The organism is Pseudomonas sp. SJZ078, from assembly GCF_007828255.1.
Lineage (GTDB): Bacteria > Pseudomonadota > Gammaproteobacteria > Pseudomonadales > Pseudomonadaceae > Aquipseudomonas.
Window position 1 is genome coordinate 78,126 of sequence record NZ_VIUG01000002.1, and the last position, 17,562, is coordinate 95,687.

Here is a 17,562-nt window from a genome sequence, read left to right on the forward strand (position 1 = left end):
ATTCTTATGGATAAACTGATTATTACCGGCGGCGTTCGTCTTGATGGCGAAATCCGTATTTCCGGGGCAAAGAACTCCGCCCTGCCGATCCTGGCCGCGACCCTGCTGTGCGATGGACCGGTGACCGTGGCCAACCTGCCGCACCTGCACGACATCACCACGATGATCGAGCTGTTCGGTCGCATGGGCATCGAGCCTGTGATCGACGAGAAACTCGCCGTCGAGATCGACCCGCGTACCATCAAGACCCTGGTTGCCCCATACGAGCTGGTGAAAACCATGCGGGCATCGATCCTGGTGCTGGGGCCGATGGTTGCCCGTTTCGGTGAAGCCGAAGTCGCGTTGCCTGGCGGTTGCGCCATTGGCTCGCGCCCGGTGGACCTGCACATCCGTGGCCTGGAAGCCATGGGCGCGGTCATCGACGTCGAAGGCGGCTACATCAAGGCCAAGGCGCCTGAAGGCGGCCTGCGCGGCGCGCATTTCTTCTTCGACACCGTCAGCGTGACCGGCACCGAGAACATCATGATGGCCGCTGCACTGGCCAAGGGCCGTAGCGTGTTGCAAAACGCTGCTCGCGAGCCTGAAGTGGTGGACCTGGCGAACTTCCTGATCGCCATGGGTGCCAAGATCAGTGGTGCCGGTACCGACACCATCACCATCGATGGCGTCGAGCGCCTGCATTCGGCCACCTACAAGGTGATGCCGGATCGGATCGAAACCGGTACCTACCTGGTCGCCGCCGCCGTCACCGGCGGTCGCGTCAAGGTCAAGGACACTGATCCGACCATCCTTGAAGCCGTCCTGGAGAAACTCAAGGAAGCCGGCGCCGAAGTCACCTGCGGCGAAGACTGGATCGAAGTGAACATGCACGGCAAGCGGCCCAAGGCCGTGAACGTGCGGACCGCGCCATATCCGGCGTTCCCGACGGACATGCAAGCGCAGTTCATTTCTCTCAACGCCATCGCCGAAGGCACCGGCGCGGTCATTGAGACGATCTTCGAAAACCGCTTCATGCACGTCTACGAACTGCACCGCATGGGCGCCAAGATCCAGGTCGAAGGCAACACCGCCATCGTCACCGGCGCCGAGAAGCTCAAGGGCGCGCCAGTAATGGCCACTGACCTGCGGGCCTCGGCCAGCCTGGTGATTTCGGCCCTGATTGCCGAAGGCGATACCCTGATCGACCGCATCTACCACATCGACCGTGGCTACGAATGCATCGAAGAAAAACTGCAGATGCTCGGCGCCAAGATCCGCCGCGTTCCGGGCTAGTTCCGGCTGCATGGGGCACAAGGATGTGCCTGGATTTCGTTTCAAATCGAAGGTGGTCCACCTTCGATGTGTGTCCGGCGCCGCTTGCGTCCGGGCATGAGTACCTTGATAAGGACTGACGTTTCCCATGTTGACCATCGCACTGTCCAAGGGCCGCATCCTTGACGACACCCTGCCGCTTCTGGCTGAAGCGGGCATCGTGCCGACCGAGAATCCGGACAAGAGCCGTAAGCTGATCATCCCCACGACCCAGGCCGATGTGCGCCTGCTGATCGTGCGTGCCACTGATGTGCCGACTTACGTTGAGCATGGCGCCGCCGACCTTGGCGTTGCCGGTAAGGATGTGCTGATGGAATACGGCGGCCAGGGCTTGTATGAGCCCCTGGACCTTCGGATCGCCCGGTGCAAGCTGATGACTGCCGGCAAGGTCGGTGCGCCGGAGCCCAAGGGGCGTCTGCGGGTGGCGACCAAGTTCGTCAACGTTGCCAAGCGTTACTATGCCGAGCAGGGTCGTCAGGTCGATATCATCAAGTTGTACGGTTCGATGGAGCTGGCGCCGCTGATCGGCTTGGCGGACAAGATCATCGACGTCGTCGACACCGGCAATACCCTGCGGGCCAACGGCCTGGAACCCCAGGATTTCATCGCGGACATCACCTCCCGGCTGATCGTCAACAAGGCATCGATGAAAATGCAGCATGCTCGTATCCAGGCTCTGATCGATACCCTGCGCAAGGCAGTGGAATCGCGACACCGCGGCTGATTTACCTGCGCGACCTCGAGTCGCGCCCGTCTATCCGTGTCATAGCCAATTTTCTCAGGTGCCCACGCGAATGGACTGGTAGCTTAGGGCGCCTGAGCATTTGCCATTAATGAGGCCCTCGCTATGACCGCTCCCACTTCGATTCGCCGACTCAACGCTGCCGATCCGGATTTCGCGCATCATCTGGATCATCTGTTGAGCTGGGAAAGTGTGTCTGACGACTCGGTCAATCAGCGGGTGCTGGATATCATCAAGGCCGTGCGCGAGCGTGGCGATGCCGCCCTGGTGGAGTTCACCCAGAAGTTCGATGGCCTGCAAGTGGCGTCCATGGCCGACCTGATCCTGCCGCGCGAGCGCCTGGAGCTGGCCCTGACCCGGATCACTGTGCCCCAGCGTGAGGCCCTGGAAAAAGCTGCATCCCGGGTGCGCAGCTATCACGAAAGACAGAAACAGGACTCCTGGAGCTACACCGAAGCCGACGGTACGGTGCTGGGCCAGAAGGTGACGCCGCTGGACCGCGCCGGCTTGTACGTGCCGGGCGGCAAGGCGTCCTATCCCTCTTCTGTGCTGATGAATGCGATTCCGGCCAAGGTTGCCGGCGTTGCTGAAGTGGTCATGGTCGTGCCGACGCCGCGGGGTGAAATCAACGAACTGGTGCTGGCCGCTGCCTGCATCGCCGGCGTGGACCGGGTGTTCACCATCGGTGGCGCCCAGGCCGTGGCGGCATTGGCGTACGGCACCGAAAGCGTGCCGAGGGTCGACAAGGTGGTCGGGCCGGGTAACATCTATGTCGCCACCGCCAAGCGTCACGTGTTCGGCCAGGTCGGTATCGACATGATCGCCGGCCCTTCGGAAATCCTCGTGGTGTGCGACGGCCAGACCGACCCGGACTGGATCGCCATGGACCTGTTTTCCCAGGCCGAGCACGACGAAGACGCCCAGGCGATCCTGGTCAGCCCGGATGCCGAGTTCCTGGACAAGGTCGCCGCCAGCATCGACAAGCTGCTGCCGACCATGGAGCGCGCCGAGATCATCAACACATCGATCAATGGCCGTGGCGCGCTGATCAAGGTCGATGACATGGAGCAGGCGATCGAGGTCGCCAACCGCATCGCGCCGGAGCACCTGGAGCTGTCGGTCGCCGATCCGCAGGCCTGGCTGCCGCAGATCCGTCATGCCGGTGCGATCTTCATGGGCCGCCACACCAGCGAGGCCCTGGGCGATTACTGTGCCGGTCCCAACCACGTATTGCCGACTTCCGGCACCGCGCGTTTCTCGTCGCCGCTGGGGGTGTACGACTTCCAGAAACGTTCGTCGATCATCTTCTGCTCCGAGCAGGGCGCCTCCGAACTGGGCAAGACGGCTTCGGTACTGGCCCGTGGCGAATCGCTGAGCGCCCACGCCCGCAGTGCCGAGTATCGAATTCTTGATGAGTCCTCCATTGATGGGCAGGGAAATTGAAATGAGTAAATTCTGGAGCCCGTTCGTCAAGAACCTGGTGCCCTATGTGCCGGGCGAACAACCGAAGCTGACCCGCCTGGTCAAGCTCAACACCAACGAGAATCCCTACGGCCCATCGCCCAAAGCTCTTGCGGCGATGCAGACCGAGCTGAACGACAACCTGCGCCTGTACCCGGATCCCAACAGTGACTTGCTCAAAGGCGCTGTGGCCCGCTATTACGGTGTGCAAGCCAACCAGGTGTTCCTCGGTAATGGTTCGGATGAAGTGCTGGCGCACATTTTCCATGGCCTGCTGCAACACGACCAGCCGATCCTGTTCCCGGACATCAGCTACAGCTTCTATCCGGTGTATTGCGGCTTGTATGGCATCCAGTTCGACGCCGTGCCCCTCGACGCACAGTTCCGGATCGATCCGGCGGACTATGCCAAGCCGAACGGCGGGATCATTTTCCCCAACCCGAACGCCCCGACCGGTTGCCTGCTGGCGCTCGACGCAGTGGAGCGGATGCTCAAGGCCAGCCCGGATTCGGTGGTGGTGGTCGATGAAGCCTACATCGACTTCGGTGGTGAGACGGCCATCAGCCTGGTGGACCGTTATCCCAACCTGCTGGTCACCCAGACCTTGTCCAAGTCCCGTTCGCTGGCGGGGTTGCGAGTGGGCTTGGCGGTGGGCCATCCGGATCTGATCGAAGCGCTGGAGCGGATCAAGAACAGCTTCAACTCCTACCCGCTGGATCGCCTGGCAAACGTGGGCGGCGCGGCGGCGTTCGATGATCGCGAGTATTTCCAGCGAACCTGCCGGTTGGTCATCGAGCACCGCGAGTGGGTGGTGGCGCAACTGGAGACCAAGGGTTTTGAAGTGTTGCCTTCGGCGGCCAACTTCATCTTTGCCCGTCACCCCGGGCATGATGCGGCGGGGTTGGCGGCGAAGCTACGGGAGCAGGGCGTGATCGTGCGGCACTTCAAGCAGGAGCGGATTGCCCAGTTTCTGCGGATCAGCATTGGCACGCCGGAGCAGAACCAGGCGCTGATCGAGGCCCTCGGCGAGCTCTAAAGGCTCAAGCCGGCCATGTGGGAGCGGGCTTGCTCGCGAAGACGGAGTGTCAGCCAACCCCTAAGTTGCTGACCCACCGCTTTCGCGAGCAAGCCCGCTCCCACAGTGTTTTCGGGTGTTCAAAGGATTTGAGTGCGCTGCAAATCCCCTGTGGGAGCGAGCCTGCTCGCGATGGCGTACTTTCAGCTCAAGTCTATGTTGCTGACCCACCGCTATCGCGAGCAGGCTCGCTCCCTCAGGTTATGTATCAGGGCCTCATTCGTGATGCGGTTCGCCCAGGAATGTCAGCGAAGTAAATACACCACGGGTCGCCACGTCCTTGTCGTCCTTGAGCGGGATTTCCATCTGCGCGGCGATGACGTTCAAGCCTTCATTGCGCACCAGCACCTGGGCCCGGCCGTCCGCGTCGGTTTCAGTGGATACGGTGTTCGGCGCGCTGCGGTAATCGCCCACCAGTTTTACACCGGCCGCGGGCTTGCCATCCAGCAGGACTCGTACCGGCAGTGACTGGCCGGGACCTACGGTCAGTGGGTCGACGTCTGGCAGGATCACGAACTTGAGCGGCTCCAGCTTCGGCAGCTTCGCTCCTGGCTCATAGATGGCCAGGCTGTATTTGAACGTGTGGGTCGACTCGATCGCGCCGGGCACCTTGCTGCGGCCTTCGTTGATCCACTTCTTGTCGGCGGTCTGCGACCACATGCCGTTGTCCAGTGCCACTGCGAGCACGGCCGGAGGTTTGAGCGGTTGCAGGCGCGCGTGGTCGGGCAGGCGTTGCACCGTGACGGGAATCATCTTGCCGCCCAGGTCATAAGCCCAGGCGCCGCTGATTTTCTGTGCCTTGAACGCGTTGTCCTCGGCGCCGTGGCCGTAAATCACTTCAATGTTGCCGCGCCGTTGTTCGGTCCACAAACCGTGGGCCGAGGCTTGTGTCGCCAGGAACAGGCCGAGCAGGGCGAGTGTCTTGGGGTATTTCATGCCGACTTCCTTTTTTATAGATCGAGGGTGAGACTGACGGTGAAGTTGCGCGGGTTGCCGGGGGTGACCCAGTAGTTGCTGTAGGAGCGCTCGTAGTATTTTTCGTCGAAGACGTTGTTCAGGTTCAGGCCCACGGTGACGTTGTCGCTGGTCTTGTAATGAGCCAGCAGATCCACGGTGTGATAAGCCGGTAGCTCGAAGTCCTTGCCGGCTTCGCCCGAACGATCCCCCACGTAAGTGAACGCCGCGCCGACGTCCGAGCCGCGCAGGCGTCCATCCTGAAATTCATAGACGCCCAGCAGACTGCCGCTGCGCTTGGCCACGCCGAGGATGCGGCTACCCGTTGGAATAGTCTTGTCCCCTTGGGTCACTTCGGCATCGATGTAGGCGAAGGCGCCGATCACGCGGACGGCGTCGGTCAGTTGTCCGCTGACCTGCAGGTCGACCCCCTGGCTACGGGCCTTGCCCATGGCACGACTGGTGTTGGTGCCGGGATCCAGCGCCAGGACGTTTTCCTTTTCGATATGGAACGCCGCCAGAGTGGTGCTCAAGCGATCGTCGAACAGCTCGCTCTTGATCCCGGCTTCATAGCCGACGCCTTCCTCCGGGTCGAAGGTCTTGCCGCTCGCATCCAGGCCGTTGTTGGGCTTGAACGAGGTGGAGGCGTTGGCGAACAGTCCGACTTCAGGCGTCAATTGGTACAGCAGGCCGGCCCGTTGCGTCAGGGCATCGTGGCGTTGGTGGCTGGTGAGCTGGGTGGTGTGATCATCGATGCTTTGCTCGAAATGCTCGTAGCGCACGCCGAGCATGCCTCGCAGTTTGTCGGTGAAGATGATCTGATCCTGAAGATTCAACGCACGGCTTTGGACACGCTCGAAAAAATCCGAGCCGGTGCGCAGCCCGTTGGGTTTGGGCTGGCCGTAAATGGGCTGATAGATGTCGATGGGGTAGTTGCCGCCGTTGATGGTGGTGACGCGCTCGTTCTTGCGGTAATCCTCGTATTCGCTGCCGATCAGCAGTTCGTGCTGCCATGGTCCCGAATCGAACAGGCCACGCAGTTCCAACTGGGTGATGCTGTCGTGCCAATCGTTGTCGCGTTCGCGGTAACGGCGGTTGACGGTGTGGCCATCGGCATTCAGCGGACGTGCTTCGGAGGCGAAGCCCCAGAGTTCGCCTTGTTTGTAATGACTGGCCAGACGCAGTTGCCAAGTGTCGTTGAGCTGGTGTTCGAGGGCGGCCTGGAGCATGTTGTTGTGGTTGTCGATGTCACCGTCGTTGGGTTCGCCCAGGAAGGTCGAGCGGGACATGCCGCCCCAGCGATTACCTGGCGCGACGATGCCCCGATCGAACGTCGAGCTGTGGCGCACGATTTCACTCTCCACCAACAGGCGTGTGTCGGGACTCAGTTGCCATCTGATGGAAGGCGCCACGAATACCCGCTGGCTGTCGACGTGATCGCGAAAGCTGTGATTGTCCTCCACCGCCAGGTTCACCCTCGACAGCAGCGTGCCTTCGGCGTCCAGTGGCGTATTGACGTCCAGCGCGGTGCGGTAGCGGTCCCAACTGCCGGCGCTGGTCTGTAGGGTGGTGAAGGCTTCGGGCTGGGGTTTCTTGGTGACGATATTGACCGTGCCCCCTGGGTCGCCTCGCCCATAGAGGCTGGCCGCCGGCCCCTTCAATACCTCGATGCGTTCGATGTTGGCGGCGTCCGGCGTGCTCGGGTAGCCACGGTTGGCGCTGAAACCGTCCTTGTAGAACTCTGACGTCGTGAAGCCGCGCACGCTGTATTCGTAAAGTGTCAGGCCGCCGAAGTTGTTCTGTTTCGATACGCCGCCGGCAAACTCCAGTGCTCGTTCGACGCTGGTGGTGCCCAGGTCCGTGAGGACGTCAGCCGGAATTACGCTGACCGACTGGGGGATGTCCCGCAGGGCCGTGTCGGTTTTGGTGGCGCTGGCGGAGCGGGTGGCGCGATAACCTTTCACCGGCCCGGTGGGGGATTCGTAATCGGAGGTGACGCTGATGGCGTCCAGTTCCAGAGGCTGGGTTTCCTCGGCAAAGGCCGGGTCGCCCAGCAGGCCCAAGGCCAGGCTGGCGAGGGAAATCCGCTTTAGATATGACATGTTATGTTGTTCCAATTGTTTTAATTGAAACAATATAACACTACTAATGAGAATTTATGCTATCTGTGTTTTATTGGGGCGAGGGGGCTTGCTCCCGCTGGGCTGCGAAGCAGCCCCGGGACAATTAAAGGCAATCAGTCAGATTATCGAGGATGGCCGTTTCAGGGCTGCTGCGCAGCCCAGCGGGAGCAAGCTCCCTCGCCACAGAGTATTTCAGAGCCTGCCGGTCACTGCTCTTCTTTGACCGCTACCGGCGCGGGCGGTGGGCGCAGGCCGATTTCGGCGGTGAGCTTGAGCTCCTTGCCGTTGCGCATCACCTGGATGGTGACTTTGTCGGTGGGCTTGATCCGCGCCACCTGGTTCATCGAGCGACGGCCATCGCCGGCCGGTTCACCATCGATACTCAGGATCACATCACCCAGTTGCAGGCCGGCCTTCTGGGCCGGACCATCGCGGAAAATCCCCGCCACCACGATGCCAGGCCGGCCGGACAAACCGAAGGACTCCGCCAGCTCCTGGGTCAATGGCTGCACTTCAATACCCAGCCAGCCACGAATCACCTGGCCATGCTCGATGATGGATTTCATCACTTCCATCGCCAGTTTCACCGGGATGGCGAAACCGATGCCCTGGCTGCCGCCGGATTTGGAGAAGATCGCCGTGTTGATTCCGGTGAGGTTGCCGTTGGCATCCACCAGCGCGCCGCCGGAGTTACCGGGGTTGATCGCGGCGTCGGTCTGGATGAAATCTTCGTAGTTGTTCAAGCCCAACTGGTTGCGCCCGGTGGCACTGATGATGCCCATGGTCACGGTCTGGCCGACGCCGAAGGGGTTGCCGATGGCAAGGGCGACGTCACCGATGCGGATGCTGTCGGAACGGCCGATGGTGATGGCCGGCAGATTCTTGAGGTCGATCTTCAATACCGCGAGATCGGTTTCCGGGTCGCTACCGATCACCCGGGCCAGGGTCTCGCGGCCATCCTTGAGGGCCACCACGATCTGGTCGGCGCCACTGGTGACGTGGTTGTTGGTCAGCAGGTAGCCTTCCGGGCTCATAATCACGCCCGAACCCAGGCTCGATTCCATGCGTTTCTGCTTCGGCGAGTTGTCACCGAAGAAGCGCCGGAATTGCGGATCTTCAAACAGGGGGTGGCTGGGTTTGTTGATGACTTTGGTGGTGTAGAGGTTGACCACGGCCGGCGCGGCGATGGTCACGGCATCGGCATAGGACACCGGCCCCTGCAACAACGCCTTGCTCTGCGGTGCCTGCTGCAGATTGACATCGAGGCTCGGCAGACCAACCCATTCGGGATAACGCTGGATAATCAGTAGTGCGACCAGCACGCCGGCCAACAGCGGCCAGCCGGAAAAACGCAGCGCCTTGAGCATCTATCACGTCCTACAAAAGTTGCAGGCGGAATGAGACCGCCCATAATGACGCGCATTATACGAGGCCGCGCGCGCCTCGGAACCGGATATTTAGGAGTCTTTTCATGGCCGTAGCCCTGAGCACCCTGGTTGAAGAAGCGGACCGTTACCTGGCGAGCAGCCGGATTGCCGATTACTGCCCCAACGGCCTGCAGGTCGAAGGCGCGCCCCAGGTGATGCGCATCGTCAGTGGCGTGACCGCCAGCCAGGCGTTGCTTGACGCCGCAGTGGAGGCCGATGCCGATCTGGTGCTGGTGCATCACGGTTACTTCTGGAAGGGTGAGAACCCGTGCATCACCGGGATGAAGCAGCGTCGCCTGAAAACCCTGCTCAAGCACGATATCAGCCTGCTGGCCTACCATCTGCCGCTGGACCTGCACCCCGACGTCGGTAACAACGTGCAGCTGGCCCGTCAACTGGAGATCACCGTCGAAGGGCCGCTGGACCCGGAGAACCCCAAGGTCGTCGGCCTGGTCGGCTCCTTGTCCGAACCGATGACGCCTCGGGATTTCGCCCGCAGGGTCCAGGAAGTCATGGGTCGTGAGCCGTTGCTGATCGAAGGACAGCAGATGGTCCGCCGGGTCGGCTGGTGCACCGGTGGCGGCCAGGGTTACATCGACCAGGCGGTGACGGCCGGGGTCGACCTGTACCTCAGCGGCGAAGCGTCGGAGCAGACTTTCCACAGCGCCCGGGAAAACGGCATCAGCTTCGTCGCCGCCGGCCATCATGCGACCGAACGTTATGGCGTGCAGGCGTTGGGCGATTATCTGGCGCGACGCTTTGCCCTGGAGCATATCTTCATCGATTGCCCGAATCCCATCTGACACAACCTAAATCCCCTGTGGGAGCGGGCTTGCTCGCGAAGGCGGTGTGTCAGTCAAACTCTGCGCAACCGAACCACCGCTTTCGCGAGCAAGCCCGCTCCCACAAAGACTGTTGTGTTGCCCGAACCCCCAGGCATATCCATATGCTGTTTCGATCTAGTTGGCGCCCTGAATAGAAGAGATCGCTGTGCTAGGATTCTTCGCTCGAACACGGCCCGCTGGCCGTTCATAAGAAAGTTTTCGTGAGTAGCCATGGTCGACAAACTGACGCATCTGAAACAGCTGGAGGCGGAAAGCATCCACATCATCCGCGAGGTGGCCGCCGAGTTCGACAACCCGGTGATGCTGTACTCCATCGGTAAAGACTCCGCCGTGATGCTGCACCTGGCACGCAAGGCGTTTTTCCCCGGCAAGCTGCCGTTTCCGGTGATGCACGTCGACACCCGCTGGAAATTCCAGGAAATGTACAAGTTCCGCGATCGCATGGTCGAGGAAATGGGCCTGGACCTGATCACCCATGTGAACCCCGAAGGCGTGGCGCAGGGCATCAACCCGTTCACCCACGGCAGTGCCAAGCACACCGACATCATGAAGACCCAGGGCCTCAAGCAGGCGTTGGACAAGTATGGTTTCGACGCCGCGTTCGGCGGTGCCCGTCGCGATGAGGAGAAATCCCGCGCCAAGGAGCGCGTCTACTCGTTTCGCGACAGCAAGCACCGTTGGGACCCGAAGAACCAGCGCCCGGAGCTGTGGAACGTCTACAACGGCAAGGTCAACAAGGGCGAGTCGATCCGCGTCTTCCCGTTGTCGAACTGGACCGAGCTGGACATCTGGCAGTACATCTACCTCGAAGGCATTCCAATCGTGCCGCTGTACTTTGCTGCCGAGCGCGAAGTCATCGAGAAGAACGGCACGCTGATCATGATCGACGACGAGCGCATCCTCGAACACCTGTCCGAGGAAGAGAAGGCCCGTATCGTCAAGAAGAAAGTGCGTTTCCGTACCCTTGGCTGCTACCCGTTGACGGGCGCGGTGGAGTCCGAGGCCGAGAGCCTGACGGACATCATTCAGGAAATGCTCCTGACGCGAACTTCCGAGCGCCAGGGCCGGGTCATCGACCACGATGGCGCAGGCTCGATGGAAGATAAGAAACGTCAAGGTTACTTTTAAGCTTCGAGTTACAAGCGGCAAGCTGCAAGTTAAGGGCGGAATGCGTAACTTCCCAGCTTGGTGCTTGCAGACGGTGCTGCGAGCCGGATTGGATGGCTCGCAATGGATTTCGAGAAACTGATTGTTTGGCAGCGAAGTAAGGATTTGGCGGTAGGGATCTATAGAGAGTTTGCGCGATGTGGGGATTTTGGATTCAAGGATCAAATCACCCGCTCGGCACTTTCGGTGCCTTCCAATATTGCTGAAGGTATGGAGCGCCGTAATGCCAAAGAGAAAATTTATTTCCTTTGGGTTGCGAAAGGTTCCTGCGGGGAGCTGCGTACCCAAATCCTTATTGCTCGGGATATTGCTTACGTCGCAGATTCGCTGGCTGAAAACTGGGTTATGGAAACCCGCGAGCTTTCTCGAATGCTGGGCGGGTTGATCAACAAAATTTCTGACTAGCTGTACGCCGACAAGCTTGCCGCTTGAAGCTTACAGCTCGGAGCTTGAATGCAATGAGCCACCAATCTGATTTGATCAGCGAGGACATCCTCGCCTACCTGGGCCAGCACGAGCGCAAGGAGCTGTTGCGCTTTTTGACCTGCGGTAACGTCGACGACGGCAAGAGCACCCTGATCGGGCGCCTGCTACACGACTCCAAGATGATCTACGAAGATCACCTGGAAGCCATCACCCGCGATTCGAAGAAAGTCGGCACCACCGGTGACGACATCGACCTGGCGTTGCTGGTCGACGGCCTCCAGGCCGAGCGCGAGCAGGGCATCACCATCGATGTCGCGTACCGCTATTTCTCCACCGCCAAGCGCAAGTTCATCATCGCCGATACCCCCGGCCATGAGCAGTACACCCGCAACATGGCCACCGGTGCCTCTACCTGTGACCTGGCGATCATTCTGGTGGACGCCCGCTACGGCGTGCAGACCCAGACCCGTCGCCACAGCTTCATTGCCTCGTTGCTGGGCATCAAGCACATCGTCGTGGCCATCAACAAGATGGACCTCAAGGACTTCGACCAGGGCGTGTTCGAGTCGATCAAGGCCGACTACCTGAAGTTCGCCGAAGGCTTGAAAATGAAGCCTTCGAGCATGCACTTCGTGCCGATGTCGGCCCTCAAGGGCGACAACGTGGTGAACAAGTCCGAGCGCTCGCCGTGGTACACCGGCCAGTCGCTGATGGAAATTCTCGAGACCGTGGAAGTGGCGGGCGACCGTAACTTCACCGACCTGCGCTTCCCGGTGCAGTACGTCAACCGTCCGAACCTGAACTTCCGCGGTTTCGCCGGCACCCTGGCCAGCGGCATCGTGCACAAGGGCGACGAAGTGGTGGTGTTGCCGTCGGGCAAGAGCAGCCGCGTCAAATCCATCGTCACCTTCGAAGGCGAGTTGGAGCAGGCCGGCCCGGGCCAGGCCGTGACCCTGACCATGGAAGACGAAATCGACATCTCCCGGGGCGACCTGTTGGTGCATGCCGACAATGTCCCGCCGGTCACCGACAGCTTCGAAGCGATGCTGGTGTGGATGGCCGAGGAGCCGATGCTGCCGGGCAAGAAGTACGACATCAAGCGTGCGACCAGCTACGTGCCTGGCTCCATTGCCAGCATCGTCAACCGGGTCGACGTGAACACCCTCGAAGAGGGCCCCGCCAGTGCGCTGCAGCTCAACGAAATCGGCAAGGTGAAGATTGCCCTGGATGCGCCGATCGCCCTGGACGGTTACGAGAGCAACCGCACTACCGGCGCGTTCATCGTCATCGATCGCCTGACCAATGGCACCGTCGGCGCCGGCATGATCGTTGCCCAACCCTTGGCCCACGGCAGCAGCACGCATCACGGCAAGCTTGCCCATGTATCGGTGGAAGAACGCGCCCAGCGCTTCGGCCAGCAGCCGGCGACGGTGCTGTTCAGCGGTCTTTCGGGCGCCGGCAAGAGCACCCTGGCTTACGCCGTGGAGCGCAAGCTGTTCGACATGGGCCGTGCGGTCTTCGTCCTCGATGGCCAGAACCTGCGCCATGACCTGAACAAAGGCCTGCCGCAAGACCGTGCCGGACGCACCGAGAATTGGCGCCGAGCGGCCCACGTCGCCCGTCAGTTCAACGAAGCCGGCCTGTTGACCCTGGCGGCATTCGTTGCACCGAGCGCCGAAGGGCGTTTGCAGGCCAAGGACCTGATCGGCAAGGAGCGCCTGCTGACAGTCTACGTCCAGGCCTCGCCGGCGGTATGCGCCCAGCGCGATCCGCAAGGGCTGTACGCCGCGGCCGGCGACAACATCCCGGGCGAGTCCTTCCCGTATGACGTGCCGCTGGACGCCGATTTGGTGATCGACACCCAGTCGCTGACGCTGGAAGAGAGCGTCAAGCAGGTGCTGGATCTGCTGCGCAGCCGCGGCGCGATCTAAGCGTCAACGGCAAACGAAAAGCCCGTCGATGAGCAATCATCGACGGGCTTTTTCATTGGCTCGGATCCTGTGGGAGCGGGCTTGCTCGCGAACGCGGACTGACATTCAAAATGGATATCGACTGTCACACCGCTTTCGCGTGCAAGCCCGCTCCCACAAGGGAGTCAGCGGCGGTTTGGGAATTCCTGGTGCATCTGCGCAAGCAGTGCATCCTTGTCCTGCCACAACTGGTTGATCCAGCCCTGGAACTCCAGGCGATAGGCGCCGTCCTGGTCGTAGTTCCTGCCGACGAACTGCGGCGGGATCGGCAGTTCCTGGAAATGCACCACCACTTCCCCCACGTTGCCGCAGAGCAAGTCCCAATAACCCGGACGCCCGCCCGGATAATGGATGGTTACGTTGATGATCGATTCCAGTTGTTCACCCATGGCATCGAGCACGAACGCGATGCCACCGGCCTTGGGCTTGAGCAAATAACGGAACGGTGACTGCTGCTGGGCATGCTTGCCTTCGGTAAAGCGCGTGCCTTCGGCGAAATTGAAAATGCCCACTGGATTGTTGCGAAACTTCGCGCAGGTCTTGCGGGTGGTTTCCAGGTCTTTGCCTCTCTTTTCCGGATGCTTTTCCAGATAGGCCTTGGAGTAGCGTTTCATGAACGGGAATCCCAGCGCCCACCAGGCCAGGCCAATTACCGGCACCCAGATCAGCTCCTGCTTGAGAAAGAACTTCAACGGGCGGACGCGGCGATTGAGCACGTACTGCAGCACCATGATGTCGACCCAACTCTGGTGGTTGCTGGTGATCAGGTACGAATGCTGGTAGTCCAGGCCCTCCAGGCCGCTGAGGTGCCAGCGGGTGCGGCGCAGCAGGTTCATCCAGGCCTTGTTGTGGCTGATCCAGGCTTCATGGATGTGGCTCATCAGCCAATCGGTGAAGCGTCGGGCGGCGGGGAAGGGCAGCAGGAGCTTGACGATCGCCACGATGAACAGTGGCGTACAGCAGGCAATGGTATTGAGCGCCAGCAGCAGCGAGGCGATGACGCCTCGCACCGGGGCAGGCAGGAAATCCAGCATTTAAATATCCATGGGTCGGTTGGCGGCTTGGATCGCGGTGAGGGCGATGGTGTACACGATGTCATCGACCTGGGCGCCACGGGGCAAGTCGTTCACCGGTTTGCGCAGGCCCTGGAGCATCGGCCCGAGGCTGACACAATCGGCACTGCGCTGGACGGCTTTGTGGGTGGTGTTGCCGGTGTTCAGGTCCGGGAAGATGAACACCGTCGCCCGCCCGGCCACCTGGCTGTTGGGCGCCAGTTGCCGCGCTACGGTTTCGTTGGCGGCGGCGTCGTATTGCAGCGGGCCGTCGATCAACAAGCCATGTTGCGCCTCGTGGGCCAGCAGGGTGGCTTCGCGGACTTTTTCCACTTCCTCACCGCTGGCCGATTCGCCGCTGGAATAGCTGAGCATTGCCACCCGTGGCGTGATGCCGAATGCGGCAGCCGAGTCGGCGCTTTGCAGGGCGATCTCCGCCAGCTCCGCCGCGCTGGGGTGCGGGTTCATCACGCAATCGCCATACACCAGCACTTCCTCGGGGAACAGCATGAAAAATACCGATGACACCAGGGAGCAGCCCGGTGCCGTCTTGATCAACTGCAGGGCCGGACGGATGGTGTTGGCGGTGGAGTGGACAACGCCGGACACCAGCCCGTCGACTTCGTCCAACGCCAGCATCATCGTGCCGATCACCACGGTGTCTTCCAGTTGCTGCTCGGCCATCGGCGCATTCAGGCTTTTGCTCTTGCGCAGTCGCACCATCGGTTCGACGTAACGCTCGCGGATCGAATCCGGGTCGAGAACTTCCAGCCCCGGCGGCAGCTCGATGCCCTGGGCGCGGGCCACGGCTTCGACGTCGGCGGGTTTGGCCAGCAGTACGCAGCGGGCGATGCCTCGGGCCTGGCAAATGGCGGCGGCCTGGACCGTCAGCGGTTCGCTGCCTTCCGGCAGGACGATGCGCTTGTTGGCGGCCTGGGCGCGCTGGATCAATTGATAGCGGAACACCGCTGGTGACAGGCGCATTTCCCGCGGGGTGCCGCAGCGCTGATGCAACCACTGGGCGTCCAGGTGGCTGGCGACGAAATCGGTGATGATCTCCGCACGTTCGCGGTCGTCGATCGGGATTTCCTTGTTCAGGCCATTGAGCAGGTTGGCGGTGTCATAGGAGCCCGTGCTCACCGACAGTACCGGCAGGCCCGCCTGCAGGGCGCCACGGCACAGTTCCATGATGCGTGGGTCGGGCAGTGTATCGCTGGTCAACAACAGACCGGCCAGAGGCACGCCGTTGATGGCGGCCAGGCTCACGGCGAGGATGATGTCGTCGCGATCCCCCGGCGTCACCACCAATACGCCGGGCTTGAGCAGTTCCACGGTGTTGCGCATGGTGCGGGCGCAAATAATGATGTTGCTCATGCGCCGGCTTTCGTAATCGCCGGCATTGAGTACCTGGGCGCCCATCAGGTCGGCCACATCGCGGGTGCGCGGAGCGTTGAGTTCGGGCCGGAAGGGAATACAGCCCAGCAGGCGGAAATCGCCGCTGCGCAGCAAGGGCGAATGCTCCTTGAGCCGGGCGGAAAACGCTTCCATGCTTTCGTCGGTGCGGACTTTGTTGAGGATCACGCCGAGCACTTTCGGGTCTTTCGGCCCGCCGAACAGTTGGGCCTGCAACTCCACCCGTCCGGAAAGCTCGGTCAGTACCTCGTTTTCCGGCGCTGACACCAGGATCACCTCGGCGTCCAGGCTCTTGGCCAGGTGCAGGTTGACCCGGGCGGCGTAACTGGCGTTGCGGGTCGGGACCATGCCTTCGACCACCAGTACGTCCTTGCCGACGGCCGCCTGCTGATAAAGCGTAATGATTTCTTCCAGCAGCTCATCGAGCTGGCCGTCGCCGAGCATGCGCTCGACATGAGCCAGGCCCAGCGGCTGTGGAGGCTTGAGACCGTGGGTACGGGCCACCAATTCGGTCGAGCGTTCCGGGCCGGTGTCGCCGGGGTGAGGCTGGGCTATGGGTTTGAAAAAACCGACCTTCAGCCCGGCCCGTTCAAGGGTCCGCACCAGCCCGAGGCTGATGGAAGTCAGGCCCACACCAAAATCGGTGGGCGCGATAAAAAAAGTTTGCATGCGGATTCTCTAAGGGAGCATGGCAAAGGCGAGGCCTATGTATAGCCGTCTACCATTTATTCAGTCACCAAGAGTATCGCTGACCGGCGCCTGAGCACACCAGCCGCAATCAAAGGGCTGGCCTATTTTTTCAATACGTTGCGTGGGATCCAGCACCCACGCCCGGGACTGCCAGGGGGGCTGGTGGCGCAGGTGCTGGGTATGCCCGCAGGACAGCTCGGCCACCCAGTGACCCTCCTCGTCCTGGTGGAAACCGGTGACCGTCGGTCTGGGCGCACGGGCCCGTTTGTCAGGGTTCCGTTCGCTTTCGGGCAAATCCTTGTTTAGACTTGTCCGTTCTTCATTCTTATGCAAAAGGTCTCGCCCCATGCTGATCGCCGCCAATAAGGCTGTCTCCATCGACTATACCCTGACCAACGACGCTGGTGAGGTCATCGACAGCTCTGCCGGCGGCGCTCCGCTGGTCTACCTGCATGGCGCAGGCAACATCATCCAGGGCCTGGAAAAAGCCCTGGAAGGTAAAACCACCGGTGACGAACTGAACGTGACCGTTGAACCGGAAGACGCCTACGGCGAATACTCCGCCGAACTGGTCAGCACCCTGAGCCGCAGCATGTTCGAAGGCGTGGACGAGCTGGAAGTGGGCATGCAGTTCCATGCGTCGGCGCCGGATGGCCAGATGCAGATCGTTACCATCCGCGACCTGGACGGCGACGACGTTACTGTAGACGGTAACCACCCGTTGGCCGGCCAGCGCCTGAACTTCAAGGTCAAGGTTGTCGACATCCGCGATGCCAGCCAGGAAGAAGTGGCCCATGGTCACGTCCATGGCGAAGGTGGTCACCACCACTGATTTTTCTGCGCTACGCTGAAATGAACAGGAAAGGCGCCATGGGCGCCTTTTTTAGTCGGTTACCGGCCATGGCT

The 17,562-nt window shown here is 61.3% G+C and carries 15 protein-coding genes; 9 read left to right on the plus strand and 6 right to left on the minus strand.

The features are described from left to right. Positions 1–6: 6 nt before the first annotated feature. The 4 genes from murA (at position 7) to hisC (ending at position 4,550) form a co-directional block, all read left to right on the plus strand. On the plus strand, positions 7–1,272 hold the full coding sequence (gene murA / locus FBY02_RS02220) for a UDP-N-acetylglucosamine 1-carboxyvinyltransferase (protein ID WP_144922830.1): 1,266 nt from the start codon (positions 7–9) through the stop codon (positions 1,270–1,272). Positions 1,273–1,399: 127 nt separating this feature from the next. Continuing rightward, positions 1,400–2,035 carry an ATP phosphoribosyltransferase gene (hisG, locus tag FBY02_RS02225; protein WP_047699553.1) on the plus strand — a complete coding sequence of 212 codons (636 nt, stop codon included), beginning with the start codon at positions 1,400–1,402 and terminating at the stop codon, positions 2,033–2,035. A 123-nt stretch (positions 2,036–2,158) separates the two neighbouring features. Beyond that, complete coding sequence (hisD, locus tag FBY02_RS02230; RefSeq protein ID WP_144922833.1) at positions 2,159–3,496, plus strand: histidinol dehydrogenase; 1,338 nt, start codon at positions 2,159–2,161, stop codon at positions 3,494–3,496. Between the two features lies 1 nt (position 3,497). Next, on the plus strand, positions 3,498–4,550 hold the full coding sequence (hisC, locus tag FBY02_RS02235; RefSeq protein ID WP_144922836.1) for a histidinol-phosphate transaminase: 1,053 nt from the start codon (positions 3,498–3,500) through the stop codon (positions 4,548–4,550). Between the two features lie 255 nt (positions 4,551–4,805). Here hisC and FBY02_RS02240 read toward each other — a convergent pair whose 3' ends face one another. From FBY02_RS02240 to algW, 3 genes are all read right to left on the minus strand, one after another. After that, positions 4,806–5,525, minus strand: a complete 720-nt coding sequence (locus FBY02_RS02240; protein ID WP_144922839.1) for a DUF4198 domain-containing protein — start codon at positions 5,523–5,525, stop codon at positions 4,806–4,808. 14 nt (positions 5,526–5,539) lie between these two features. Continuing rightward, entirely contained in the window at positions 5,540–7,645 is a 2,106-nt protein-coding gene (locus tag FBY02_RS02245) for a TonB-dependent siderophore receptor (protein ID WP_144922843.1), read from the minus strand. Positions 7,646–7,872: 227 nt separating this feature from the next. Beyond that, positions 7,873–9,033 (minus strand): Do family serine endopeptidase AlgW, encoded by a 1,161-nt coding sequence (gene algW / locus FBY02_RS02255; protein ID WP_024777501.1) that lies wholly within the window; start codon positions 9,031–9,033, stop codon positions 7,873–7,875. Between the two features lie 104 nt (positions 9,034–9,137). On the opposite strand from algW, the gene FBY02_RS02260 reads away from it, so the two are divergent. The 4 genes from FBY02_RS02260 (at position 9,138) to cysN (ending at position 13,462) form a co-directional block, all read left to right on the plus strand. Next, positions 9,138–9,896: a Nif3-like dinuclear metal center hexameric protein gene (locus tag FBY02_RS02260; protein ID WP_144922849.1), complete on the plus strand. Its 759-nt coding sequence runs from the start codon at positions 9,138–9,140 to the stop codon at positions 9,894–9,896. A 252-nt stretch (positions 9,897–10,148) separates the two neighbouring features. Further along, complete coding sequence (gene cysD, locus FBY02_RS02265) at positions 10,149–11,066, plus strand: sulfate adenylyltransferase subunit CysD (RefSeq protein WP_144922852.1); 918 nt, start codon at positions 10,149–10,151, stop codon at positions 11,064–11,066. A gap of 102 nt (positions 11,067–11,168) precedes the next feature. After that, positions 11,169–11,510, plus strand: coding sequence for a four helix bundle protein (locus FBY02_RS02270; RefSeq protein WP_041020851.1), 342 nt, complete (start codon positions 11,169–11,171; stop codon positions 11,508–11,510). Positions 11,511–11,563: 53 nt separating this feature from the next. After that, the gene (cysN, locus tag FBY02_RS02275) at positions 11,564–13,462 is read left to right on the plus strand and encodes a sulfate adenylyltransferase subunit CysN (RefSeq protein ID WP_144922855.1); all 1,899 of its coding nucleotides are present in this window, start codon (positions 11,564–11,566) and stop codon (positions 13,460–13,462) included. Positions 13,463–13,626: 164 nt separating this feature from the next. Here cysN and FBY02_RS02285 read toward each other — a convergent pair whose 3' ends face one another. The 3 genes from FBY02_RS02285 to FBY02_RS02295 are packed head-to-tail and all read right to left on the minus strand — an operon-like array spanning position 13,627 to position 17,034. Then, complete coding sequence (locus FBY02_RS02285; RefSeq protein WP_144922861.1) at positions 13,627–14,535, minus strand: acyltransferase; 909 nt, start codon at positions 14,533–14,535, stop codon at positions 13,627–13,629. Then, positions 14,536–16,635 carry a phosphate acetyltransferase gene (gene pta / locus FBY02_RS02290; RefSeq protein ID WP_144922864.1) on the minus strand — a complete coding sequence of 700 codons (2,100 nt, stop codon included), beginning with the start codon at positions 16,633–16,635 and terminating at the stop codon, positions 14,536–14,538. A 60-nt stretch (positions 16,636–16,695) separates the two neighbouring features. Next, positions 16,696–17,034 (minus strand): DUF3565 domain-containing protein, encoded by a 339-nt coding sequence (locus FBY02_RS02295; RefSeq protein WP_144922867.1) that lies wholly within the window; start codon positions 17,032–17,034, stop codon positions 16,696–16,698. On the opposite strand from FBY02_RS02295, the gene FBY02_RS02300 reads away from it, so the two are divergent. Then, positions 17,003–17,488: a peptidylprolyl isomerase gene (locus FBY02_RS02300; RefSeq protein WP_024777507.1), complete on the plus strand. Its 486-nt coding sequence runs from the start codon at positions 17,003–17,005 to the stop codon at positions 17,486–17,488. The two genes, FBY02_RS02295 and FBY02_RS02300, sit on opposite strands and share 32 nt — an antisense overlap. Positions 17,489–17,562: the final 74 nt, after the last annotated feature.

Bases quoted from the DNA above. Each gene is read 5' to 3' on its own strand.
- cysN (WP_144922855.1), top strand. From the start codon at position 11,564: ATGAGCCACCAATCTGATTTGATCAGCGAGGACATCCTCGCCTACCTG.
- FBY02_RS02240 (WP_144922839.1), bottom strand. From the start codon at position 5,525: ATGAAATACCCCAAGACACTCGCCCTGCTCGGCCTGTTCCTGGCGACA.
- FBY02_RS02295 (WP_144922867.1), bottom strand. From the start codon at position 17,034: ATGGAGACAGCCTTATTGGCGGCGATCAGCATGGGGCGAGACCTTTTG.
- FBY02_RS02285 (WP_144922861.1), bottom strand. From the start codon at position 14,535: ATGCTGGATTTCCTGCCTGCCCCGGTGCGAGGCGTCATCGCCTCGCTG.
- murA (WP_144922830.1), top strand. From the start codon at position 7: ATGGATAAACTGATTATTACCGGCGGCGTTCGTCTTGATGGCGAAATC.
- FBY02_RS02300 (WP_024777507.1), top strand. From the start codon at position 17,003: ATGCTGATCGCCGCCAATAAGGCTGTCTCCATCGACTATACCCTGACC.
- algW (WP_024777501.1), bottom strand. From the start codon at position 9,033: ATGCTCAAGGCGCTGCGTTTTTCCGGCTGGCCGCTGTTGGCCGGCGTG.
- cysD (WP_144922852.1), top strand. From the start codon at position 10,149: ATGGTCGACAAACTGACGCATCTGAAACAGCTGGAGGCGGAAAGCATC.
- FBY02_RS02245 (WP_144922843.1), bottom strand. From the start codon at position 7,645: ATGTCATATCTAAAGCGGATTTCCCTCGCCAGCCTGGCCTTGGGCCTG.
- pta (WP_144922864.1), bottom strand. From the start codon at position 16,635: ATGCAAACTTTTTTTATCGCGCCCACCGATTTTGGTGTGGGCCTGACT.
- hisC (WP_144922836.1), top strand. From the start codon at position 3,498: ATGAGTAAATTCTGGAGCCCGTTCGTCAAGAACCTGGTGCCCTATGTG.
- hisD (WP_144922833.1), top strand. From the start codon at position 2,159: ATGACCGCTCCCACTTCGATTCGCCGACTCAACGCTGCCGATCCGGAT.
- FBY02_RS02260 (WP_144922849.1), top strand. From the start codon at position 9,138: ATGGCCGTAGCCCTGAGCACCCTGGTTGAAGAAGCGGACCGTTACCTG.
- hisG (WP_047699553.1), top strand. From the start codon at position 1,400: ATGTTGACCATCGCACTGTCCAAGGGCCGCATCCTTGACGACACCCTG.
- FBY02_RS02270 (WP_041020851.1), top strand. From the start codon at position 11,169: ATGGATTTCGAGAAACTGATTGTTTGGCAGCGAAGTAAGGATTTGGCG.